At 37.9% G+C, this 23,074-nt stretch carries 16 protein-coding genes and 2 pseudogenes; 1 reads left to right on the top strand and 17 read right to left on the bottom strand.

Annotated elements, in window-relative coordinates; all coding sequences use genetic code 11:
• Positions 1 to 46 precede the first annotated feature (46 nt).
• The 16 genes and pseudogenes from QM469_RS07195 to QM469_RS07270 all read right to left on the bottom strand — a co-directional run bounded on the left by QM469_RS07195 (position 47) and on the right by QM469_RS07270 (position 20,704).
• The gene (locus tag QM469_RS07195) at positions 47 to 769 is read right to left on the bottom strand and encodes a pseudouridine synthase (protein WP_414276362.1); all 723 of its coding nucleotides are present in this window, start codon (positions 767 to 769) and stop codon (positions 47 to 49) included.
• A 243-nt stretch (positions 770 to 1,012) separates the two neighbouring features.
• The gene (gene asp5, locus QM469_RS07200; protein WP_075230877.1) at positions 1,013 to 1,237 is read right to left on the bottom strand and encodes an accessory Sec system protein Asp5; all 225 of its coding nucleotides are present in this window, start codon (positions 1,235 to 1,237) and stop codon (positions 1,013 to 1,015) included.
• A 4-nt stretch (positions 1,238 to 1,241) separates the two neighbouring features.
• On the bottom strand, positions 1,242 to 1,421 hold the full coding sequence (asp4, locus tag QM469_RS07205; protein WP_075230876.1) for an accessory Sec system protein Asp4: 180 nt from the start codon (positions 1,419 to 1,421) through the stop codon (positions 1,242 to 1,244).
• Complete coding sequence (gtfB, locus tag QM469_RS07210) at positions 1,414 to 2,760, bottom strand: accessory Sec system glycosylation chaperone GtfB (RefSeq protein WP_414276361.1); 1,347 nt, start codon at positions 2,758 to 2,760, stop codon at positions 1,414 to 1,416. The genes asp4 and gtfB overlap by 8 nt, the downstream gene beginning before the upstream one ends.
• Complete coding sequence (gene gtfA / locus QM469_RS07215) at positions 2,744 to 4,264, bottom strand: accessory Sec system glycosyltransferase GtfA (protein WP_414276360.1); 1,521 nt, start codon at positions 4,262 to 4,264, stop codon at positions 2,744 to 2,746. Before gtfA ends, gtfB begins: the two co-directional genes overlap by 17 nt.
• Positions 4,265 to 4,276: 12 nt before the next feature.
• Complete coding sequence (gene secA2 / locus QM469_RS07220; RefSeq protein ID WP_153225667.1) at positions 4,277 to 6,655, bottom strand: accessory Sec system translocase SecA2; 2,379 nt, start codon at positions 6,653 to 6,655, stop codon at positions 4,277 to 4,279.
• Complete coding sequence (asp3, locus tag QM469_RS07225) at positions 6,639 to 7,124, bottom strand: accessory Sec system protein Asp3 (RefSeq protein ID WP_153225666.1); 486 nt, start codon at positions 7,122 to 7,124, stop codon at positions 6,639 to 6,641. The genes secA2 and asp3 overlap by 17 nt, the downstream gene beginning before the upstream one ends.
• Complete coding sequence (gene asp2 / locus QM469_RS07230) at positions 7,124 to 8,656, bottom strand: accessory Sec system protein Asp2 (RefSeq protein WP_322741502.1); 1,533 nt, start codon at positions 8,654 to 8,656, stop codon at positions 7,124 to 7,126. The genes asp3 and asp2 overlap by 1 nt, the downstream gene beginning before the upstream one ends.
• Positions 8,646 to 10,220: an accessory Sec system protein Asp1 gene (asp1, locus tag QM469_RS07235; protein WP_414276359.1), complete on the bottom strand. Its 1,575-nt coding sequence runs from the start codon at positions 10,218 to 10,220 to the stop codon at positions 8,646 to 8,648. The genes asp2 and asp1 overlap by 11 nt, the downstream gene beginning before the upstream one ends.
• A gap of 15 nt (positions 10,221 to 10,235) precedes the next feature.
• Entirely contained in the window at positions 10,236 to 11,465 is a 1,230-nt protein-coding gene (gene secY2 / locus QM469_RS07240) for an accessory Sec system protein translocase subunit SecY2 (RefSeq protein WP_083301255.1), read from the bottom strand.
• 127 nt (positions 11,466 to 11,592) lie between these two features.
• The gene (locus QM469_RS07245) at positions 11,593 to 12,600 is read right to left on the bottom strand and encodes a sugar transferase (RefSeq protein ID WP_414276358.1); all 1,008 of its coding nucleotides are present in this window, start codon (positions 12,598 to 12,600) and stop codon (positions 11,593 to 11,595) included.
• A gap of 46 nt (positions 12,601 to 12,646) precedes the next feature.
• Positions 12,647 to 13,825, bottom strand: a complete 1,179-nt coding sequence (locus QM469_RS07250; protein WP_311522953.1) for a glycosyltransferase family 8 protein — start codon at positions 13,823 to 13,825, stop codon at positions 12,647 to 12,649.
• 14 nt (positions 13,826 to 13,839) lie between these two features.
• Complete coding sequence (locus tag QM469_RS07255; protein WP_414276357.1) at positions 13,840 to 17,082, bottom strand: SP_1767 family glycosyltransferase; 3,243 nt, start codon at positions 17,080 to 17,082, stop codon at positions 13,840 to 13,842.
• Positions 17,083 to 17,085: 3 nt separating this feature from the next.
• Entirely contained in the window at positions 17,086 to 17,964 is an 879-nt protein-coding gene (locus QM469_RS07260; RefSeq protein WP_414276356.1) for a DapH/DapD/GlmU-related protein, read from the bottom strand.
• Positions 17,954 to 20,048, bottom strand: a pseudogene (locus QM469_RS07265) (glycosyltransferase). Before QM469_RS07265 ends, QM469_RS07260 begins: the two are co-directional and overlap by 11 nt.
• Before the next feature lie 362 nt (positions 20,049 to 20,410).
• Entirely contained in the window at positions 20,411 to 20,704 is a 294-nt protein-coding gene (locus tag QM469_RS07270) for a hypothetical protein (protein ID WP_311522950.1), read from the bottom strand.
• 95 nt (positions 20,705 to 20,799) lie between these two features.
• Here QM469_RS07270 and QM469_RS07275 point away from each other — a divergent pair.
• Positions 20,800 to 21,186, top strand: a pseudogene (locus tag QM469_RS07275) (transposase); the annotation flags it as partial.
• A 249-nt stretch (positions 21,187 to 21,435) separates the two neighbouring features.
• Here QM469_RS07275 and QM469_RS07280 read toward each other — a convergent pair.
• Positions 21,436 to 23,074: LPXTG cell wall anchor domain-containing protein (locus tag QM469_RS07280; RefSeq protein WP_414308241.1), on the bottom strand; the 1,639-nt coding region annotated here is incomplete at its 5' end.

Genomic DNA, 23,074 nt, shown 5'->3' on the forward strand with positions numbered 1-23,074 from the left:
CTGAAAAAGGCAGGGATATTCTCCCTACCTTTTCCGACTATCCAGTTTATTGAACGCTCTCAAGCAAGCCTTCTAGTTCTTCCTTGCTTAAGCGACGCCATTCTCCACGTTTCAAATCCTCATCCAAGGTCAAAGTTCCCATGGTTAAACGTTGCAAGTTCACAACTTCCTTACCACAGTATGCCACCATCCGTTTGACCTGGTGGAATTTCCCTTCTGCAATGGTCACGCGAACCAGACTTTCATCCTTTTCCCTATCAATAGACAAAAGCTCCAGTTTGGCAGGCTGGCAGGTAAATTCTTTGAGCGAAATCCCTTGTGCAAATGTCTCAATGTCTTCATCCGTCATGATTCCATCGACTTGCGCCAGATAGGTCTTATCCACATGGCGTTTTGGTGAAAGAAGAGCATGAGCCAACTGGCCATCATTGGTCAAGAGCAAGAGTCCATGCGTATCGATATCCAAACGCCCTACTGGGAAAACTTCCTTGGCACGTGCATAGTCATCCAACAAGTCCAAGACTGTCTTGTGTTTTGGATCCTCAGTTGCTGAAATAACTCCTTGGGGCTTGTTCATCATATAGTAAACAAACTCCTCGTAGTCTATCTTTTGCCCGTCAAAACAAATTTCGTCCGTGTCTTCATTGATTTGCAACTTGGCAGATTTTTCTTTCTTACCATTCACTGTCACGCGCCCAGCCTTTAGAAAGTTTTTGACCTCTGTCCGACTTCCTACGGCGCAGGCAACCAAATATTTATCTAATCTCATAAAGATATTATACCATGAAAAAGCATAGACTTAGAACAAAAAACAAGCCGCCTGATTGGGCGACTTTATTTTATAGGGAGATTATTATGAAAAATTTTTAGGAGTTAAAGTTAAGGTCTTCTTAACTTATGCTTATAGTATAAGCTAGATTCCTAAAAGTTTTCTTAAACTTTTCTCCTCAAACTTAAATTTCTTTAAATCTTCACTATTAAAATCAAGCATTGTCTCTTTAAAAAATATAGATCATGAAAATGTTAAGGCCATAAAGAGGAGTAGCATCACAAATAAGGCTAAGCTAACGAGCAAAGTTAGAACTTTAACAAGCGTATTGCTTTGCCAATAGCTGGGCTTGCCGATATTACTAGTTGCATCCATAGAAAAAATTTGAGTTTGTCTTGGTTGAATGGTCACAAGGATGATTAAGGCAATAGCTAAAATAATGGTTAAAATTATCAATAATTCAGTCATTTAACTACCTCAAAAGTCCTATTAAAGTAAACAGCAAACCTATCAAAATAATCAATCCCAACAAGAAAGAGAATGTTTTACTGATTTTTTCACCACGTGTAGATTTTTCTTTTTTGATGGGTTCTTGTTTCATCTCTTCCATACGACCTTCAACATCCTGATAAAATAGATCTTTTTTAGTCATGGCTTTCTCCTAAAATGGTTTCCATCCGCTCCTGATACATGATTGGATCCACATAATTGGCATGGTACCCTTGATCTCCAAGAGCTCGACCCATCTCTTTGACATGAGAAAGGGCTAACTCAATGGTATGAATCATGTCATCAACTGCTTCCTTAGCGAAAATATGATTTGGAGCTGTATAGCGGCGATTATGGGCTGTTTCCTCAAAAGCTAGGACCAGTTGGTTGTGTTCAAAAGCCTGACGAACAGCTTGAAGTAGTTCATTCCCATAGTTGATATCCAAATAGATATCTGATAACTGATAAAGCTCCTGAATCTTTTGGGGACTGGCATTTTGATAGAGTACGACATTGGGATAGCGGAGCATATCCAGCAACTTGGATGACATCTCTGTCACTGCCGCGATTCGGAAAGTGACCCTTGGTAAACTCTCCACCAATTTTTCAACTTGCTCTAGTTGATCCGAATTGGTCACTATTAGGGCATCAGGTCGAACAAAATTATCACGCTTAAAGTGATAATGATAGCCTAAGTGACTAAACTTATGATGGAATTTTGCATCCGTCAATTGCAGAGCGCGTTCATAAGTCGCATAATCTGGAATGATAATGGTCTTAGCACGAAGTTGGTCATTCTCCAAAATCAATTGCATATTTCCTGGTATATCATCATGTAGTGGTTCTTGCCAAACTAGAATATCCTGACCTGATTTGTCTGGGAAATGGAAGGAAGTCAAAAACGATGTAGATAGGGTATTAAAGAGAAGGTGGTCTAGATTCACTTTCAAACCTTGTAAGAAGTCTATGATAAAGGCCACTCGACCAGAAAAATGGCGCAAGCCTTGCCCTTCCAAGGTTAACAGAATATCACCTGTGACATGGTTTTCCAAAATAACTTCTTTTTGATCTACGTTCCGATAAGAAGTCATAATAGCTTGGCCAGAAGCATCAAAGGTCGTCTTAGCAAAGCAAGCTCCAAAACGATTGTAGTGATCTACTTGGAAGATGCGACCTGCTGGTGTTTTCCATTCGACTTTTTTCACCAAACGAGCCTGTAAACCAGCTGCAAAATGAATCACTGCTCGTTCTTGATTAAGGTCATTGATGGTTCCAAATTGATTATTCCCAGCAATCTCCCAAAAGTCTGGTACAGGAACTTGGTTAAAATACAAGGGTTTACCGCTATCATAACCCAAATAATAGGTGAAAGGTGAGACAACTCCATCTGGCAAAAATCCATCGGGTTCAATAACCACAGCCAAATCAGACAGTCCTGCTTCAGTCAGACTATAGTGCAAATCTTGGCTTTCTTGATTATATACATCAAATAACTGAATCATCCACTACCTCCTTGATTGTATTTTCCCATTTGTTCAAAATCTCTTGAGTCAAGAACTTCTCGGCTATCTGGTAGGATTTTTCTCTCATACTATCCAAACGATTTTCCAAATACAGTTGGCAGATTTTTTCTGCATAAGCTTTCTTGATTTCATCTTCGACATGGTCAGATGAACTTGGAATCAAGTAACCATTTTCACCATCTTCGATGAAGGTTTGATTTCCATAAGGAACATCAAAACCAATCAATGGCAGGCCTGATCCAATTGCTTCCATGAGTGTCAACCCAAAGCCTTCACTGGTAGAAGCGGTTAGATAAACTTCATACTGTGAATAGATTTGGGAAAGTTCTGCATGGCCCTTGAGTTTAATATACTCTTCTGCATGACCTGCAGCGATAATCTCATGAAGACGTCTTTCTTCGCCACCACTACCGTAGATATCAAAGGTTAATTCTGGCAATTCCTTATGAGCCTCAATCACAGCCTTCACGAGCCAATCAATGTGTTTTTCCTTGGCTAGACGCGAAGCTGTAATAAGAGAAAATGGCTTACGGCTCTCTTGTGGTTTTGTTAATTGGTCAACACTTCCAACTGGAATGGTCACAATCTTAGGTGCATGCGAGGTATAGTGAGCAAACTGTTGCTCTAGAACTTCCTTTTGACGATCCGTTGAAACGATAAAGAGATCTACCTTATCTGCATTGGTAAACTGGTAGTCATAATAGTTGTTCCAAAGGATATAATCATCATTGGTCGCATTTTCACTGTAATGCTCCGCATGAACAACTACCGCTAGATGCGCCGCTTGCGCTTCCTCAAAAACAACCTGACCAATCCCTGTCTCACGATCTAAAATTACTAGATCTGATTTACTTAACCCAAGTGTCTGCATGAAATAACGGAGCAAGGCGGGTTTCCCGTATAAGATTCGATCCTTGAAACGGTAGACTTCCTCGGTCCCTTGATTCATGAACATCTCATAAGCTGGAGTCCCATCTTCATTGTAGAAGGTTCTTTGGTAGAGTGTCGCTACATTATCTTTAGGAGCAAAATACTCTGTGCAGTAGCGTGTGTAAGAGAAGTAATCCTTGCGGATTAACTTACCAGCATACACATACTCCACATGTTGGACAAAATCTTTTTCCTCATCTACCAAATAACAAGTGATAAACTTGTCCTCATCTGAGAAGAAGATTCGTTCAATTTTCCCATTTCGTTCACGACGGCTTTCTACACCTTCAAAGTAAGCCAAAACATCATCTACCGTCACACTGGTCGGTGCAATCTTGATGTCTGTGAAGTGAGTGTAAAGCCAGATGACCTGATCATCATCAAAACCGATATTTGCGGTTAAGTGCTGGATATTATCACCCAAAATCATGTCTGTAAAGATAAACTTTGACGGCAGATTTAGGCTGCGAAAAATACCTGCACGGTAAGCTTGGGCATATTCAACACCACTGCTGGCCCAGCCGATTCCTAAATTTATATTGTAAATTGTCATATTGTCCCCTTTTTATGGAAAATAAGCCATAATTTCCCCATCAGGTGAAATGTCTACTCGACTCAATAGAAGATTTCGAACCATATCCTTCTTGACCTGCCTTTTCATCTCTTCAAATCCATGATAGGCTTCTTGATAATACTCGACAATAGGATTCTTTTGAGCAGCTGATTGCCCACCGATTGCTAGACTCAATTGTTGCAGGTAGTCTACCTGCTCTACCCAGTTATCATCTATTGCTTTTAGCAATGCTAAACGCTGAAAATCTGAAAAGAAGTCATGAGTTTCCAGAATCGTTCGTTTCTCTTGTAGACTCTTTTGAACGGTTGTCTCCAGAACTAGCTTGATTGCATCCTTATCCGTCAGATCTAACTCTTGCGGAACTGCATGGTAAAGAAAACTAATATTTTTAACGATAAAATGATACAGTTCTTCTCTACTTTCAAAGGGTTCTTCTGCCAAGCTTTTTCTTACGAACTCATCCAGAACATCTACAACAAAACCATCAAGATCCTCGGTTCCATCAATCAAGCGATTTCTTTGACTATAGACCATCTCTCTTTGGATATTCATACTCTCAGCATACTCTAAGGTTTGCCTTCTTGATGATCTAGCAGCGCTATCGCTTGCCTTCTGCGCTTTTTCTACTAATTTCCGATAGCGTCTTCCTTCTAAAAGTTCTGGGCTTATCTGTTTATTTACTGTATAGTCCTTATACATCTTATGGACCCAAGAAGGTCCATACTTCTTGATCACATCATCTTCCAGTGAGACAAAAAATTTCGACAAGCCAGGATCTCCCTGTCGACCAGAACGTCCTCTAATCTGTAAGTCAATACGTTTACTATCCATCCGTTCTGTACCAATGACAACTAGACCACCCAGTTCAGCAACTCCTGGACCAAGCTTAATATCAGTCCCACGGCCAGCCATAGAAGTCGCAACTGTCACGGCTCCCATACGACCTGACTCTGCAATCATCTGAGCTTCACGCGCTGCATTATGGGCATTTAAAACGTTATGAGCAATTCCTTCACGTAATAATAGAGAGGAGTAGAGTTCCGACATTTCTACCGATCCAACAAAAATCAATAAAGGATTACCCTTTTCATGATAATATTTAATCTCAGCAAGCGATGCATACACTTTCTCAGGTAGGGTAACATAGAGATTGTCTGGATAATCAATTCGCTGATTCGGACGATTTGTAGGGATTCGAATGACTGACATGCCATAAGTTTCTAAAAACTCTTTCTCTGCAACCTTTCCTGTCCCAGTCATCCCAGAGATTTTTTTAAACTTCTTAAATAAGCTTTGGTAGGTAATGGAAGCCATCGCCCGTGTTTCTTCAGACAAGGGAACATGCTCTTTTGCCTCAATGGCTTGGTGTAAACCACCCTGTAATTTGGTCATTTCTAATAAACGACCTGTACTTTGATCTACCAATACGAGTTCTTCCTCTTTCTCACCCTTACGGATGATATAGTCTTTATCCCTTTTAAATAAGGTATGAGCTCGTAAAGCAAAGGTCAGGTGTCTTGCTAGTACGCCATGTTCTTCAGAATAGAGGTTATCAATACCTAAAAAGCTCTCCGCAGTTTGAGCGCCCTTAGTAGTGAGCCAGACTTCTTTTTTCTCTTCTTTAAAGATATAGTCTTGACCCTCAACTAGAGTTGTCATCAAGGTGTCAATAATTCCATAAAAATTGGATTGAACCCTAGGAGAACCTGAAATGACCAAGGGAGTTTGAGCACTATCCAGCAAGACTGAATCTACCTCATCTACGATAACAAAGTTAAATTCTGGCATGTACTTTTTATCTTCACTAGAGGCTAGATTATCAATCAAGTAGTCAAAACCAAGACCACTGTTTGTCGTATAAACAATATCCGCACTATAAATTTCCCGCTTATCTTCAGGCGTTAACTCTTCATCCTCGTCTTCAGAAAAGGGAATGCGAATGGTCAAACCTAAGAACTCATAGACTTGTCCCATCTCCTCTGCATCACGCTTGGCAAGATAGTCGTTAGTCGTCACCAGCATAACACCTTTTCCCGATAAGGCATTGAGATAGACTGGCATCGTAGCGGTCAAGGTTTTACCTTCACCTGTATTCATCTCCGCAACATTCCCTTGGTGGATGACAATCCCACCCATGACCTGTACATCATAGGGAAACATTCCTAGGATCCGCTTATCGGCTTCACGTACAACTGCAAAAGCTTCCACTAAAAGATCGTCTAAGCTTTCTCCAGCAGCAATTCTATCTTTAAATTCTTGAGTTTTACCTGCTAATTCATCATCTGTTAGCGAGGCCATCTCTTCTTTTTTTAGATTGATTTGATGCAAGATTTTTTTCACCTTGCTCAATTGTCTATTCTTGTTCCACATCTTGCTCAGAATCGTCCTCTTCTATTGAAAATGAATGAAAGTCAACTGCTTGAAATCCTGCACTCAACAGCTGTACTCTGTAATGATAGGCTTCTTCTGGATAGGTAAAGGTGAAATCCAAGTCTTTTTCAATCACTTGACCAACCTGCTTATCATAACGATCCATAAAGATGAGCCTAAAGTATAAACCATTTTGAGGTTGCACAGTCATACGACTAGACAAACGGTAACGATATCCCCTTTTTAAAAGAGGTAAGGTTGGGGTTAAGCGATTTCCTTGAAAGTTAAAACTTGAGGTCCACTCATGAATCATAGTACCAGAATTCACCATATCATTTTCCAGATAAACATGGTCTCTTGAATGATAGAGGACAATAGAACCAAACAAAAATGTATTTTGCCTACTATCCCCTGAACTTCCTCCTTTAAACTCTCCCCAGTATATTTCTTTATGCCGTTTGAACATCATTAAAACTTTCTCCCAAAATCCTGCTCTAAAATCATCTTATAAAAATTCTTGAACCACGCAGTACTGGTACTACTATCGTCATTGTGGCGACCTGAGGTGCCCTTGACCATGATACGAGCACCCGTATGATAAAGGGCCTCTACTAAGTCATCATAGGCACGTGGATCATAGTCTTCCTCTTTCATATAAGAGAGACCAAAGATTGTTTGACTAAAATCTGCCTGTTTAAAAGGGGTCCAAAAACGATCATCCAAGGATCTCATAGCATCTATACTAGCATCCCCTTTAGAATGATGACGTAAGATATCAAAGGCGGTTGGGAAAAGCCCAGGTGCCTCAAGTCTGCCTCTCTCTGCTATCAAGCCAAGATTGGTCAAGGGTTTTGAAACGATAACAGCTTTAGGTTCAAAGAAAGAACTGTAATACATAGCTCCATAAGTTCCCATGGACATGCCCGAAAGGATGAGTTCCTTATTTGAGAATCCTAACAAATCTAAATGTTCTTGAATGACATTTCGAACACCATTTTCGATACTCTGATCACCCAAGTAAAAAGCTCCTCCATCTATCCGAGGATCTTGAAAAAGAAGGAAAGGTGTCCCAAAGGATCTCATCATTCCAAATCCCTCAAATCCTTCCGCTCGACGATAACCAGAAAAGTAGATATTCAACGGTGGCTTAAAGTCTCCTGGATAGAAAAAGTAATTGATTTCCTCACGCTTTTCATTATGAATGATTCCCCCACCAAGAACATATTTACCAAATTGGTAGCGCGTCAAACGCTGGTGAAGAGCTCCTATTTTCAGACATCCTGCTCCTCTAGCTTCTAAAGAGATACTGATAAATGAAGAAAAGTCATCATCCAGTACAAGGGCAGACTTCATATCTTCAACTGTGAAAACTCGTTCTTTAACAAAGTTAGCAGTGGAGCCATCTTGGATATTTCGAACAATCAGACGAATATCACAAGTCCAATCTTTCTCATATTCGAGCCAAAGTTCGACTGGGTTAAATTCGCTAGCTCGAATATTATACTTCCAACTAATTAAGGGGCGAAAGTCTTGACCATACTTTCCTAGGAGTTCTAGATTTTCATAACCGTTATATCGAACCTTTCCCGTAAAAGCAGGATTGACAATCATATCAATTGGAACTAACTTATCTCCATACTGCCCTCTAAACAGGGCCTTAGATAAGAGTCGCAAAAGTTCTGATGGGTTTGAAAAATCTGTTGCTTGAGCACAGGTTTTTTTCAAAAAATCTTGAACATCTTTTGATTGAGGCTTATCTGTATCAGGGTAGAAAATCGTATAAGGAGTCAGCTTTCTGATCAAAGGAATCAAATCCGATAAATGTTCAGGATTTTCAACCAAAATAGCTGAAAAAGTTCTTAAGCCTTCCATTTTCATGACCTTCTTTATGGCAGTCGTTGATCTCGGCCAAAAGAAATGCCAGTCCATATTTTCAGGAAGCTCATAGATATGGCTCCAGTTTCTGCTACCTATCTGCAAAATCTGTAATTTATTGCTCACTTTTTGCCTCCTCTAACCATTTTTCCCACTTGTCTACAAATTGATCACCTGTATTTTGTCGAATCTTATCAATTGAGTATATTAAGGCTTGATTCCAATTTTTCAAGGTATCTAAGAAATAGTGCCCAGCTTTACTAAACTCCGATAAATCCGATAGGATATACCCATTTTGTAAATGGGTAACATATTCTGACTCGTGTCGGTTGATTTGAGGGATTCCTGCGCTAATCCCTGCAATCTGTGTGTAAATATTAGCGACTGGATTCAAATCAACAATTAAACGAGTATACTCTAGCTCACGAATTAAGCCCATCTCATCATTTAGATTGATAATCTTAAAGCGGTAATCATCCTTGGTATTTTCTTCTAATGTATTTTCTGCATCAGATACCACAGAATCCTTTAACAGATCTCTTGGGTTAAGACGTTCAAGAATGAGCGAATCGAGTTGCTCCTGCAAAGCTTCAATTTGATAACCTTCTGCATTAAATACTGAAAAAACAACCTCTGTCAAGGGATTTTTCGAAACGAAATGCATGATTTCATACAGGACTTCTGGATCTTGTTGCATCTGTATATCTAATTGGACATAAATTTTTGATTCCTTTAATCGTTGGCTAATCCCTAATTTTAAGCGCGTATCAAATGACGGTAAATGATGCATTTTAGAAGCAAATTGGGGATAGGTCTCTTGTAATCGCTCAAGAAAATCTTTCCGATCACTAATCAACATTCTAGACTGTTCTACTACTTGGCGATGAGTTTGTAAATCATCTGCTTGATTTCTTTCAATAAAGAAACTTATAATTTTAGGAGCTTCTTTTGGTAATTTTTCTAACAATTGATCTTGAAACTTGGTATTAGCTGCCAAAACAAATGAATCTCCAACTTGATAGTCTTGATTTAAAAATTTTGTTAAGAATTCCCAAATAAGTTCATCAATACTCTCATAAGCTAATTTTTCAAAACGATAGCTTAGCGCTGGGTTTACCTTTACAATTGGCTCTTCCCCCTGCAAGTTTTCCCTAAGTTGCCACTGGCCTTTTGCATTGTAATAATAGCGAGTAGCTGGCTTCTGATCCTTAAACTCTACAAGACTAGATAAAAAGCCTCGATCATCAAAATAGCAAATAAAATCAACTTGGTCATCCTTAAAATACGTGATGTAGCTGATAAAGCCTTCTGAACCATATTCAATTTCAGCATAGAGTTCTCCTTGTTGCTTAACTACAACTACAAAAGGAGTATAGATAAAATCACAATCTTCATCCCATGCTAAATCCTTTAATTGTAAAGGATGCATCTCCTCAGCTTCAATATTTTGAATAGCATCAAAAACGGAGAAAACATCAGACTCCAATAAATCTTGTCTGTGTAACAAATAGCGTAGATGAGGATGATAAGTCAACCATAGCATCTTAGATTCTAATTCTTGGCGTTTAAAGATACGAATTTGGTGTAAGATATCATCAAATTCTAAGCGATAAGGAGTTCTATACCAAGGCACAATACTAGCTTGCCAAGATGGATTGTTACGCTCCAAAAAAGGAATGAAATAATACATATATTCTCCTCACAATTATGAATCAATTTCTAAGAGTGGTCTATAATTCTCATTTAAGGTCAAGGCGTCAATTTCTTCCTTGATATTAAACACCATTCCATTAAAAATCAAAAATAAACCTGGAAGCATCGTTAGTTGCATATAGCGTGGATCATATAATACAATCAACATTGGTAATCCTGCCATAAGAACAGTATAGGTCGAACCAATTACTGCAAAACGTAAGATCAGCCAATTGATATAACGACTTGTTTCTTCTCCTGGATATATATTATAGATATACTCTCCAGATTTTTTCATCTTCTCAGCGATTTCTTCTCCATTCATATTAACAAAAGAGAAAGCAAGTCCCAATATAAATAAAACAACAATATAAGTGAAGATCCAAATTGGCTGACCAATTGCAAAGCGGCTAATCCACTCTCCAATCCACGATTCTTTCGGTAAAACCATCTGAAGAAGCAACAAGCTATATTGTGGGATGGATACCAAGGACATGGCATACATAAAAGGCATTCCTCCAGCTGGGTTTAGCAAAATATCCAAATAAGAATAACGCTTAAAACGATTATGAATCATAATCTTATTAACAGGAATTCTATAACGTGCTCGCTGAACTCTGACTACAATTGCTAAAAATACGATGGAAAGTATTAGAAGAGCCATAATCAATACAGGACTAACCTGTAATTCTTTTATACTATTTAGGATGTTTTGTGGCATACTAATAACCATGCTGGACATTAAGATAACTATAGAACCCCCTATCCCAAACAAAGAATTCAGATCCGATAACCAAACCAAGAAAAAGGTACCCGCGATCAAGAGTAGAACATTCATTGTCAATACCAGTCCATAATTAACCCCTGACTGAATAGGGAGATTAAGAGTAATAGCTAATGCTTGGATTAAAGCAATAACAAACGTTAGAATCATTTTCCCACGATCTTGAATTTCAATTGGCAAATTTTGAAAACCTAGTTTCTTAGACATACTAAACATCTGCCATAAAATCATCGCCGACATCCATGGAGATAGTCCAACTGAAAATAAGGAAAGACTCCGAAGGTTGCCACCTGTCATAGCAGTAGAAAATGCTAAGAAAGCAGCAGTTCCACCCAAAAAACTCGTGTCATTAACGTTTACAAAGGGAAGGGTCAATCTACTTCCTAGAACATAAATGAACAAGAAAGAAATCGTCCACAGGACCCGTTTCACGACAACTGATGTCAATTTTATCTTCAATTTTTTCTCCTACTTATTCGATTGATGGGATATTTTGATAAACATAGCTGAATCTATAAATTAATCCTTTGCCAATAATGGCATTCCCTCATCCTAATAGATGAGGGCAATCCATAACTATTCTATTCTAAACATCCAAAACCTGCATCACTGCATCAATCAATAGTTTTTTTGTAAAGTAACCTTGTTTCAAGGCATAACTCACTTTATATACATTTTCAACCATTTGTTGATAAGCTTCTACTGTCGTTCCCTCTACAAGACGACTGGCTTCTTCCAAACTATCTACTACATAACCTAAGCCTTTTTCCTTTATGAAACTGGCATTTGAGAGATAGGATGGTACTACTACTGGAATTCCAGCAGCAAGATAAGTGCTAACTTTATGAGAGATATTCAAGCGATAGTAATCTGCCTCTTCAGCTGGATTTTCACTTGTTCCCCATACTAAGCCAAAGCCCCCCTCTGACAAAGCAAAAAGCAACTCTGGATCTGTTTTCCACCCTTTAAAGGAAACACTTGGATTATGATTCTCCTGATTAGACTCGGAAAAAATATCGAGTGGGGTTGAGTAAGCCCAGTTGGATAAGTGTTCAAAACGTTCTACACTACCCGCAAAAGATAGTTTTTTTTGAAAAGCAGGCTGTCTCAAAGGATAGTCATGAACATGATCCCACATGCCTTGGATAATAATCTTTTGAACTGTCAATCCTTCCTGAATCAGGCGTTCTTTCATGTTTTCTGAAGGAACAACTACTAGATCTGATTGGTTGTACATCTCGATGTATTCAGGCATCAAGTAATAGTTAGATGGAAACATAAGGGGTGGAACATCATGGATAAAGGTTATGATTTTCGTGTTTAAAATCTTACATTTTCTAATAAAGGCCTGATCATACTCTCTACCATTCCACGTAGGAGATTGATAAACGACAATATCACCGTAACCCACTCGAGCCATGACACCATCTAAACGGCTATTCAACTCACCTTGACTGTCACTATAAATATCGTAAAAGTAAAAGCCAAGCTCGTGAAAGTCTAACTTTCTTGCAATTTTAACGGTTTCATTCTGGGCGATCAAAGCTGTACTCTGACCAGACATACCGTAAATATTTGTAATATTAATTTTCATTTTGAATCTCTAATTTAGTATTTTTTAAAACAAACCACTCACAAACTTAAAGTTCCTTCAAAAAATCGACCATAGCCTGAGGATTATCATGAGGAAATACTTGATCTACATGATAAGGATTGGCCACATTATCAAACGCTAAAATTGTTTTCTTAGCTTCTTGCACCCATTCTAAAACATCAGGAAATTTAAACTCATGATTGATATCCAGATAAACATCACATTCTTCAATCATTTTCCTGCACATCCACCTCATAACAGTTGGATGCAACTTAATATTCTCATAACTGGCTAGACTTCTGAGAATTTCTCCCATATCCGTAAAAGTTAAAATATGAATATCATACTCAGGTAAATGTTTAATCAGATAATCAATTTGTTCTAATTGCTGACTGCCTGTAATGATCAATGCTTGATATTTAGCTTTTTTCACGACAAGTTCTTCTTGACTATTTATTTGAGACCACTCTAGTTGATTATATTTCCACCAAACTTCACGTAGGCGACCTACCGAATAAGTATTCCAAGGTTTATCGGTAGACAAATAATGAACAATCGCTGGTAATGGAGTCAAAGGCAATTCAAAAATAAAATATTGCCCCCGACTATCAGCCAACTGATCATATCCAATCTGAAAATTATAGGTATCATCTAATAATACATAATTTTCTCCCATCACTAGATTGAGAACTGTTTGATCAGCTTCAAGTAAGTGTTCATGTTCTCTTTCAGTAATGTTAATGAGTTCCTGCTGGATTCCCTTATCCTTCCAATACGCATTATTGATCAGTAACACTCCTGCATTAAATCTGTCTTCTAAACCATATATGATTTTTGCAGCAGCTAGAGGTTTATTGGTTAAATCAATAGAAAATAGATCTGTCAAATCACGTGTAACTACTAAGTCACAATCTAAATATAAAACAATATCTTCTGACACAAAACTCGGTATAAAATAACGAGCAAAGGTCATAAAGTTTATGTGCTGTCCAACAGGTGGTAGACTCCAATTTCGCATATTACCTCCAAACAGCTTGATATCAACTATCTCACTATTTCGGTATGCCATTTTTTCCCTGACGGAGACAAACCACTCTTGGGGAATATCCTGATTAAAAATATAAATCTTGACATCACTATTGTGATAGCAAATAGATTTTAAGGTAGTTTCGATTTGACGAATATAACCGTAATCTCCTGCTAACACAAATACTTTTTTATTCATTCACTACTCCTTGACTATAGCTTCACGATGATAGATGCATCATAAGCCGCATCGGCAACTAGCTGAATTTCTTGATCAAAATTATGCTCTGCGGTATGCTTGTGTGAGAATTTCACTTTTGAAGCTGCTCCCATCTTAAACCACTCATATTCGGAATCAATATGACCTAAATCAATCGCTTGTATGCCTTTTTTGCTTAAGTGATACGCTAAAACCTTGGCTGTAGGTCCAAGCATCAAGAATACTAATTTACCAGCCGCATGCTTTTCAATCGCTTCTTGAATAGCCTCAACTTTACTGTAGGCATTTCTAGAAGGGCAGATGATCCGCTCAACTGACTGAGCATTGTCAAAAAGATCGTTGCCAACTCCTGAACGTGAGTTTTCACCTTCGACGATCAAGATATCTCGTTTATCCCAAAGTTTCTTTAATTTTTCAAAGTGGGCTACCGAAGCAGACTTATCTTTGAGGTCCATATAAGGACGAGATATAAAAGTAGAACCATAGAAACTTGCTGTACAAAATCTATGATAGGCTTCTTTATAATTCTCTAAATGCTTTTGCCAAAAGTTAACAGCTTCAGGATTATAGCGTTCCAAGCCTTCAAAAACATCTGAGAGACAGACCAGTAATTCTGGAGAGCTTTCTAGTTGGATCATACTTCTAAGCTGTTCTGACAATGTCTCATCGTAGTCTTGATAAGGAATCCCATGTCCCATCATAATATCCATTTCTCCATCTCCATAACGAATAACGGAAGAATGGTGTTCTAGTATATAATCAAGACTCTGCTGGATATCTAGTACCTTTGGGTAGGCTTGCAGCTTTTTTACAGGTAGTTCTCCATTTTGACAATAGTTTTCAATAGCTAGAACCATCTCCTCAGGATGTGCTTGGTCATAAAGAAACTGACCTTGTTCACCATGGGCTACACTTTCAAAAGCAAATACTGGTTTTCCAGCTTGTCGGAAACGCCCAATGATCCCATCAACTTCGGATTCAGCATTGATATCCAGTAAAAAGTCACAGCCTTCAACCAAGCTATCAATCAAAGCTGGTTGCCCAGCAATATCTGATAAGACAGAGACATTTGGGTAGGCCAGTAAAGCTGTAATACTATCCGCCACCATAACGGGAGCTGCCACATAAAACTTGACATCTGGTAGATGTTCAATCAAGTAACCCATATTTCTCAAGTCACTTGAGAAGGTATAGACTAGGGCTGAATGTTGAACCCCTGTGTACTGACTCACCTGATCTTTTGTCAGACAAGGCGTTACCTGACTCATGTCTGACCAATCTTGAGCATTATAATACCACCAAACATCTCGATAGATGGAGCGTTCATACAATCCCCATGGTTTTCTCTCTGTCAAATAATGAATAATCGGTGGATAAGTCCCAGGTTCTGGTCGATAATCTGAGAAATGTGTGTGCAAGGTAATGCAGTTATATTTAAAGTCCAAAGCCAACCAACGATCTTTAAATAAGAGATTCAAAATACTTTGATCATCTTGAGCAACCTTATCATGCAACTCATTAGTCATTTCAATCAACTGCTTGCGAACTTCTTCTTGCTTCCAAAGACGATTATTGATGAGCAAGACACCTGCGTTAAAGCCATGCTCATTAAAATATACTTGAGCCCCCAGATCCTTGACTGCTGCCAAAGGATAGTCTCCTAATTCGACATCAAATAGAGGACTTAAGTCTCTTGTGACAACCAAATCACAGTCCAAATATAAGACCTTATCTTCCTCAACAAAATCTGAGATAAAGTAACGTAAAAATGTTGCATAGTGAATATTGGTCTTATATTGGCTAATGTGAGAGCTATTGACACGGGCATTGATGATTTCACAGTCTAGCTTCTTCAACTTACGATTGAGATTATAGAACCACTCTGTCGGAAAATCGCTGTTAATCAGATAAAAACGAAGTCCTCGATTATGGCAGCAGATTGATTTGATTGTCGTTAATACCTTATCTGCATATTGGTAGTTGGCTCCGAGTACAATTGCTTTCATGTCCATTTTTTCTTTCTTTAACTCTTTAATTGCTTCTATCATTAACTGTGGAGATTGAGAGGAAACGACTATTTGTTCCAATTGATTTTTGTTGGTCGTATCAAAGGTCAGTACTGGTCTACCTGCACTGGTATAGCGACTGACGATAACGTCCATTGGACTCCCTTTATGAATATCCAGATAGGCGTCTGTCTTCTCAATCATTTCATCAATCACTGCCCCAACCATGCTGGGATATAAGTAAACATTAGGATATTTGTCCAAAGCCATTAAAATGGAACCCATATCTGTATAAGCTCCAATATGGAATCCAACATCAGGTAGAGCTTGGGCTAGTTCTTCAATATACAGAAAATCCTGCGAATCTGTAAATGTAAATAGATTGACATTGTGAAGGTCATAAACTCTCTTGATGGCAAAACGTCCAGCATAATGGTCAGCAATCTGTTCATAACTAACATCCCGAAATGCCCACCATAAATCCCGATAACGATAGCCCATCAGAGTGGACCATGGTTTTCGATAGGTCGTATAATGGATGACCAAAGGTTCTTTATCCAATTCAAAATGTGAATCCCAATGGCTATAGAATGCAATGACATCATGACCAACTTGAAGATTAAAATGCTTATCCAACTCTAGCCAATGATTTTCAAACATCAAATTTAATATAGTCTGATCACCATTAAATCTATCATTGGTTGCAAAATCAGGTGAAGATACGTAATCAATTGTCTTATTTATTAATTTAGTAGTGATATCATATTGTCTCCATTTAGAATTATCAATCAATAACATTCCTGCGTTGAAACCAACACCATCTACATCTCGAACAGCAGCAAGATACTTATCACCCAAATCAATATTAAAGAGTAAATCAAGACTACCATTAATAATCAAATCACTATCCAGATAGAGTACTCTCTCCTCTTCAATATAATGAGGAATGAAATAGCGAGCATACGTAATCGCTGAAATATGTTCCTGGGTTTTCCACTCAGAATCAATCTCTTCATCTATACGAATGTCTTCTACAACACTTCCCAATTTCTCCACTTGTATCTTGAGATCATTGAACCAGTCACTAGGAATATTTTGATGGAGAATATAAATTTTAACATTTTGATTATAATATAGAATAGATTTTATTGTTGTAAGTATCGGGATAAGGTAATTCTTATCTCCTGCAAGAACAACTGCCCTTCTTGCTTCCAAAATATCAAGCCCCATTATCTAATCTCCATTTTCATCATTCACTAGTTGATGACGAATGCTATTAATCATACTCTCTTTATCCTCTAAACTAAAAACTCGAACGTTTTTATCTCTTCTATGGACAACTGTTTCAAAAGAAAATACCGGTTTTCCTATCTCTAAAGCACGACCTACAATATTATCAACCTCTCCCCAATGATTGATATCTAAGTAAATATCTGCTCTATTTAATAAATCTTCGAGAATATCATCATGATGCACATTAGTATAAATATTCACATTCTCGTAATGATTAAAGCTTTCTAGATAGTCTGAGATATTTGTTTTAGCAGCTATATGAAATGCAACTTCAGGAAGTTCTTGTACAAGATAGTCTAAATGTTCTAAAGTATCTGATGCTGTTAAAGTAAAGGCGTGAAACTGATGCTGTTTTCTAGGAATGATTTTTAAATCCTCTTGAGAAGTAACGATAGAATTAGCTGGTATATCTTTATAAATCAAAGCATTTGCCCCAATAATAACATTATCTCCAATGGTCACACCTTTTAAAATGACAACATTAGTTCCAATCCAACAATTTTTTCCTATAGTTATCTTATCTGTTTTAAACTGAATTTTTTCAATATGGTAATTAGAGTATTTATGATTGTGATCAAAAATTCTCACACCATCACCAAACATCGTATCCTTACCAATTTCAATCTCTTTACCACAACGAATCGTACAATGATCGTTAAAGAAAACTCTATTTCCTAGTATCAGCTTAGCATTATTAGACACTTCTAGACTTACAAATGAGCGAAATGTAACATCTGTTCCTAGTTCAATGCTACTAGTAGGAGAAACCTCTATATGATGAAAATCTCCTAATAACTTTACAGAATCTTTAAAATCCATGTTTATCTTCCACTTCTCTTATTTTATTAATCATTTCTTGAACTTGTTCTACTTTATAGATTATCTGTCCAACTTCAGAATATTTTGTATTTTCAAAGGCAAGAATAGGCTTCCCTAATTTTGCAAACTGCTCCATTATTTCTTCATTTTTTTCACCATGATTAATATCTAAAAGAACTTGACTTATCTCAATCAATTCTTGCTCAAGCTCTGATAAATCATTAAATTCAGACAAAATAGTCACATTGGGATTGACAATCCTTTTTGTCAATTGATCACTAACTTTGACTCTAGCAACAATTATAAATTGAATTTCCGGTAAAGCTTGAACTAGAGACTCTAATTGCTCAATACGATCCGAAAAAGTATAAATTAAACAAGTAACAGGTAGTTTTTGAGGATAGATATGAGCCTTTTTAAGCGTATGTAAATGATAGTTTTGTCCTAATTCTGTCCATTCAAGATTATGATAATACCACCAAACATTGCGATAAGCTTGAATACCCAAATTATCCCACGGTTTTCTATTCGAAGGATAATGAATAATACCTGGATAGTCTTGAGATTTTGGTAGTTTATAATCTGTAAATTGCTTATGACTCACAATATAATGATTATCAAAATCCAACTCTAGCCACTTATTTTCAAAAAGTTTATTCAAAACAAGTTGGTCCACCTGATCCGCCTTGTCATGCAGTTTATCAGTTAAATCCATTAATCGTTGAGTCATACTTTCTTGTTTCCAAACAAGATTGTTGATTAGTAATACACCTACATTAAATATTTCTTGATCATAGTACACTTTTCTGCCATAATCACGCACCGCAGCTAATGGATAACCTTGTAAGTCAGTCGCAAATAAATCATCTAGATTTTTCGTAACAACCAAGTCACAGTCCAAATAAAGTGCCTTATCTTCTTTTACAAAATCAGGTATAAAATAACACAGAGAGGCTACATAACTAATATCTGTTTTAAAACGTGATATTTGATCAGATGTTACTCGACAATTGATAATTTCCGAATCAAAGTCCCTTAATCGACCATTCAATTGTATGAACCACTCTTTTGGAAAATCCCTATTGATAATATAAAAACGAACTGAACGATTATGGTAGCAAATAGATTTTATGGTTGTCACAACCTGATCGAGATTCGAAAAATCAGCTGCCAGTACGACGGCTTTTTTGTCTTCTTTACTCTGAGGAAGAAGTCTATCCAATAACATCTTTTTCTCTTTTATGTAGTTTAATTCGTGAGAATTAGCTAAACCTCTATTGTAAGCTTCAGAACTGATATAATCCAAACTCATTTTGTATGCTCGCCTATGCTCCGAAAGTGGATATCCTAACGTTGCCAATAAAGATAATCTCTCTTCAATTATATAAATGGCATCTCTAATCCATTCATCTGTCCAAGTATTGGACAAACTTCCCTCACGCACTCTATATATAGGCTGATTTATTAACATAAACAACTTTTTCAGAATCTAATAAGGCCTTCAAATTAAATAATGCATCTTCTCCTATTCTATTAATTGGAAAACGCAAATTCGCTATTATTTCTTTTTTATAAATTTTCCCCCAGGGTACAATCAAAGCAGACTTTAACAATTCTTTAGAGTCGTATAAACAAGGTATTATAGACTTATTATCATATACTTTTTCATAATAGTCAGTAGAGATGTGGAAATAAAAAACTGAATTAGACTCATTAAAACTAGTATAATTTCCAACTACAATATCTGCTTGATATTCTATCACTTTCTCATATAAAAACTTAATATAGTTTGGTTCTACCCAATCATCGGAATCAACAAAGGTAACATACGTTCCTGTCATTCGATCCAGACCAGCATTTCGCGTATCAGATACACCACTGTTTTCTTTTTCTATATAGATGATACGATCATCCTGTTTTTCATATTCCTGACAGATTTGTCCCGAGTTATCTGTAGAACCATCATTTATAATAATAATTTCCAAGTTTTGATATGTTTGTTCCAAAATACTATCTAAACATTTCTGTAAGTATTTTTCAGCATTATAAACTGGAACAATGACACTAATTAATTCCTTTCCCATACAATCCCACTCCTAATTTTTTTTTCATATCTCTCATACTTTTTTTATGATAAAGACAATGAAAAAGACAACTTCTGCCACCCAATTTATATTGGATATTATAGAAGTTACTTTATACATAGATAGTTATTACATACATTTAATTTTCAACCGCAATATAAACTGAAACTAACTGCCATCGTTTTTCATATCGTGGAAACAACACATATCAACTTAAAGAAGTAGTTATAGAACTTCCTTATGACGATAATCTCTAAGTAATTGAAACAGATTTCTATCATAAATCCTTTATATCTCGATTATCACTTTATATCATCTTTAAACCAAAATCATTATTTCTATGGTTTTATTTCAACTAATATTTAATAATCTAATTCTCCTGAGATTTTTCTTATATCATAAAAAGCAATAAATGTTCTAAACAATACAAAGATTTTAAAATGAAAAACTCTACTATATATTATACCATTTTTATGCACTTTCATAAAGTGAGATAACCCTAAGAACCTTATTTTTTCTAACTCTGGCAAAGAATATTGAATTTCAATTGCTTTACGAATAGACAAAAGTTCAATTAGTGGCTCTATAATTTCTGTAGTGGGTAAATCCCCTATGGATCTTATGGAGCCTATTTTTGTGTAGAAAAAAAGTCCCATAAGATCTATAATGAAAAGCAACAAAACAACTCATTAGAAAGATCCATATGGAACAATTACATTTTATCACAAAACTCCTTGATATTAAAGACCCAAACATCAAGATTCTAGACAAGCTTTTGAGCTATTCAGAAGACTTGAAACACCACTACAATGTCTATCAGCTCTTACTTTTTCACTTTCAGAATAAGGAACCAGACAATTTTTTCGGACTTATTGAGGACAATCTAAAGCAGGATCATCCTATTTTTCAGACTGTCTTTCAGACTGTCTTTAAGACATTTCTCAAGGACAAAGAGAAAATTGTCAACGCCCTTCAACTACTCTATTCCAACGCCAAACTGGAAGCGACCAATAATCTCATAAAACTTATCAAACGAAATGCATTTGGTTTTCGGAACTTTGACAACTTTAAGAAACGAATTTTCATCGCTCTGAATATAAAAATGGAGAGGACAACGATTGTCCTCTCCAGATGTTAGCTTTTTATTCAACCCACTACAGTTAACAAACATACTAAGATTAGTAGTGAGAAAATCTCCGACGGGAGAGAGTACTCACTACTTTTTCTTTATGTTAAAGTAGAGGTGTCTTGTAAAGTCGTAGGGCTCTTGGGCGCTAGACGTCGCTTGACAAACTGGCAAGAGCCTATTTTAAAACTAAAAAACCTGAAAGTTATATCTTTCAGGTTTTTTGATCGAATTAATCAACTAATAGAATCGTTAGAAGATTTATTCTTCATCATCACGTTTACGACGTTTAGCTACTAAACCTAATCCTGTTAGACCTGCTACAACTCCAAGGAGAGCATTTGTAGCTGAAGCCGTTGTTCCAGTATTTGGAAGTTGCTTACGAGTCTTAGTTGTATTAGTTTGAGCAGATTGACTAGTTGAAGTCGAATGAATCATGGACGCGCTTGTGCTTGCTGACTCAGATGCTGATGTTGACGCGCTTGTGCTTGCTGATTCAGATGCTGATGTCGATGCACTTGTTGACGCTGATTCAGACGCTGATGTTGACGCGCTTGTGCTTGCTGACTCAGATGCTGAGGTCGATGCACTTGTTGACGCTGATTCAGATGCTGAGGTCGATGCACTTGTTGATGCTGATTCAGATGCTGATGTGCTTGCGCTTGTTGACGCTGACTCTGACGCTGAGGTCGATGCACTTGTTGATGCTGACTCTGACGCTGAAGTCGATGCACTTGTTGATGCTGAGGTCGATGCACTTGTGCTTGCTGACTCAGATGCTGAGGTCGATGCACTTGTGCTTGCTGACTCAGATGCTGAGGTCGATGCACTTGTTGATGCTGATTCAGATGCGCTTGTGCTTGCTGACTCAGATGCTGAGGTCGATGCACTTGTTGATGCTGACTCAGATGCTGATGTTGATGCGCTTGTGCTTGCTGACTCTGACGCTGATGTCGATGCACTTGTTGACGCTGATTCAGACGCTGATGTCGATGCACTTGTTGACGCTGATTCAGATGCTGATGTCGATGCACTTGTTGACGCTGATTCAGATGCTGATGTTGACGCGCTTGTGCTTGCTGATTCAGACGCTGATGTCGATGCACTTGTGCTTGCTGATTCAGATGCTGATGTCGATGCACTTGTTGATGCTGATTCAGATGCCGATGTACTTGCTGATTGGCTTGCACTGGTTGACGCTGACTGGCTAGCCGATGTACTTGCGGATTGACTTGCGCTTGTCGATGCTGACTGGCTAGCTGATGTGCTGGCTGATTGACTGGCGCTTGTTGAAGCTGACTGGCTAGCTGACGTGCTTGCTGATTGGCTTGCACTGGTTGACGCTGACTGGCTAGCTGACGTGCTGGCTGATTGGCTCGCACTTGTCGATGCTGACTCAGACGCTGATGTGCTTGCTGATTGGCTCGCACTTGTCGATGCTGACTGGCTAGCTGACGTGCTGGCTGATTGACTGGCGCTTGTTGAAGCTGACTGGCTAGCTGACGTGCTTGCGGATTGACTTGCGCTTGTTGAAGCACTTTGGCTTGCAGACGTGCTGGCTGATTGGCTCGCACTGGTTGACGCTGACTGGCTAGCCGACGTGCTGGCTGATTGACTGGCGCTTGTTGAAGCACTTTGGCTTGCCGACGTGCTTGCTGACTGACTTGCACTTGTTGATGCTGATTCAGATGCCGATGTACTTGCTGATTGGCTTGCACTGGTTGACGCTGACTGGCTAGCCGATGTACTTGCGGATTGACTTGCGCTTGTCGATGCTGACTGGCTAGCTGATGTGCTGGCTGATTGACTGGCGCTTGTTGAAGCTGACTGGCTAGCTGACGTGCTTGCGGATTGGCTTGCACTGGTTGACGCTGACTGGCTAGCTGACGTGCTTGCTGAT

It is taken from the genome of Streptococcus infantis, assembly GCF_047464215.1.
Taxonomy (GTDB): domain Bacteria; phylum Bacillota; class Bacilli; order Lactobacillales; family Streptococcaceae; genus Streptococcus; species Streptococcus infantis_P.

What these genes read in the sequence shown, in the direction of transcription:
- QM469_RS07270 (WP_311522950.1), bottom strand. Translation starts at nt 20,704, where the DNA reads ATGGGACTTTTTTTCTACACAAAAATAGGCTCCATAAGATCCATAGGG.
- QM469_RS07260 (WP_414276356.1), bottom strand. Translation starts at nt 17,964, where the DNA reads ATGGATTTTAAAGATTCTGTAAAGTTATTAGGAGATTTTCATCATATA.
- asp1 (WP_414276359.1), bottom strand. Translation starts at nt 10,220, where the DNA reads ATGTATTATTTCATTCCTTTTTTGGAGCGTAACAATCCATCTTGGCAA.
- QM469_RS07250 (WP_311522953.1), bottom strand. Translation starts at nt 13,825, where the DNA reads ATGAATAAAAAAGTATTTGTGTTAGCAGGAGATTACGGTTATATTCGT.
- gtfA (WP_414276360.1), bottom strand. Translation starts at nt 4,264, where the DNA reads ATGACAATTTACAATATAAATTTAGGAATCGGCTGGGCCAGCAGTGGT.
- QM469_RS07195 (WP_414276362.1), bottom strand. Translation starts at nt 769, where the DNA reads ATGAGATTAGATAAATATTTGGTTGCCTGCGCCGTAGGAAGTCGGACA.
- gtfB (WP_414276361.1), bottom strand. Translation starts at nt 2,760, where the DNA reads ATGATTCAGTTATTTGATGTATATAATCAAGAAAGCCAAGATTTGCAC.
- asp5 (WP_075230877.1), bottom strand. Translation starts at nt 1,237, where the DNA reads ATGACTGAATTATTGATAATTTTAACCATTATTTTAGCTATTGCCTTA.
- secA2 (WP_153225667.1), bottom strand. Translation starts at nt 6,655, where the DNA reads ATGTGGAACAAGAATAGACAATTGAGCAAGGTGAAAAAAATCTTGCAT.
- asp4 (WP_075230876.1), bottom strand. Translation starts at nt 1,421, where the DNA reads ATGACTAAAAAAGATCTATTTTATCAGGATGTTGAAGGTCGTATGGAA.
- asp3 (WP_153225666.1), bottom strand. Translation starts at nt 7,124, where the DNA reads ATGATGTTCAAACGGCATAAAGAAATATACTGGGGAGAGTTTAAAGGA.
- QM469_RS07245 (WP_414276358.1), bottom strand. Translation starts at nt 12,600, where the DNA reads ATGAAAATTAATATTACAAATATTTACGGTATGTCTGGTCAGAGTACA.
- QM469_RS07255 (WP_414276357.1), bottom strand. Translation starts at nt 17,082, where the DNA reads ATGGGGCTTGATATTTTGGAAGCAAGAAGGGCAGTTGTTCTTGCAGGA.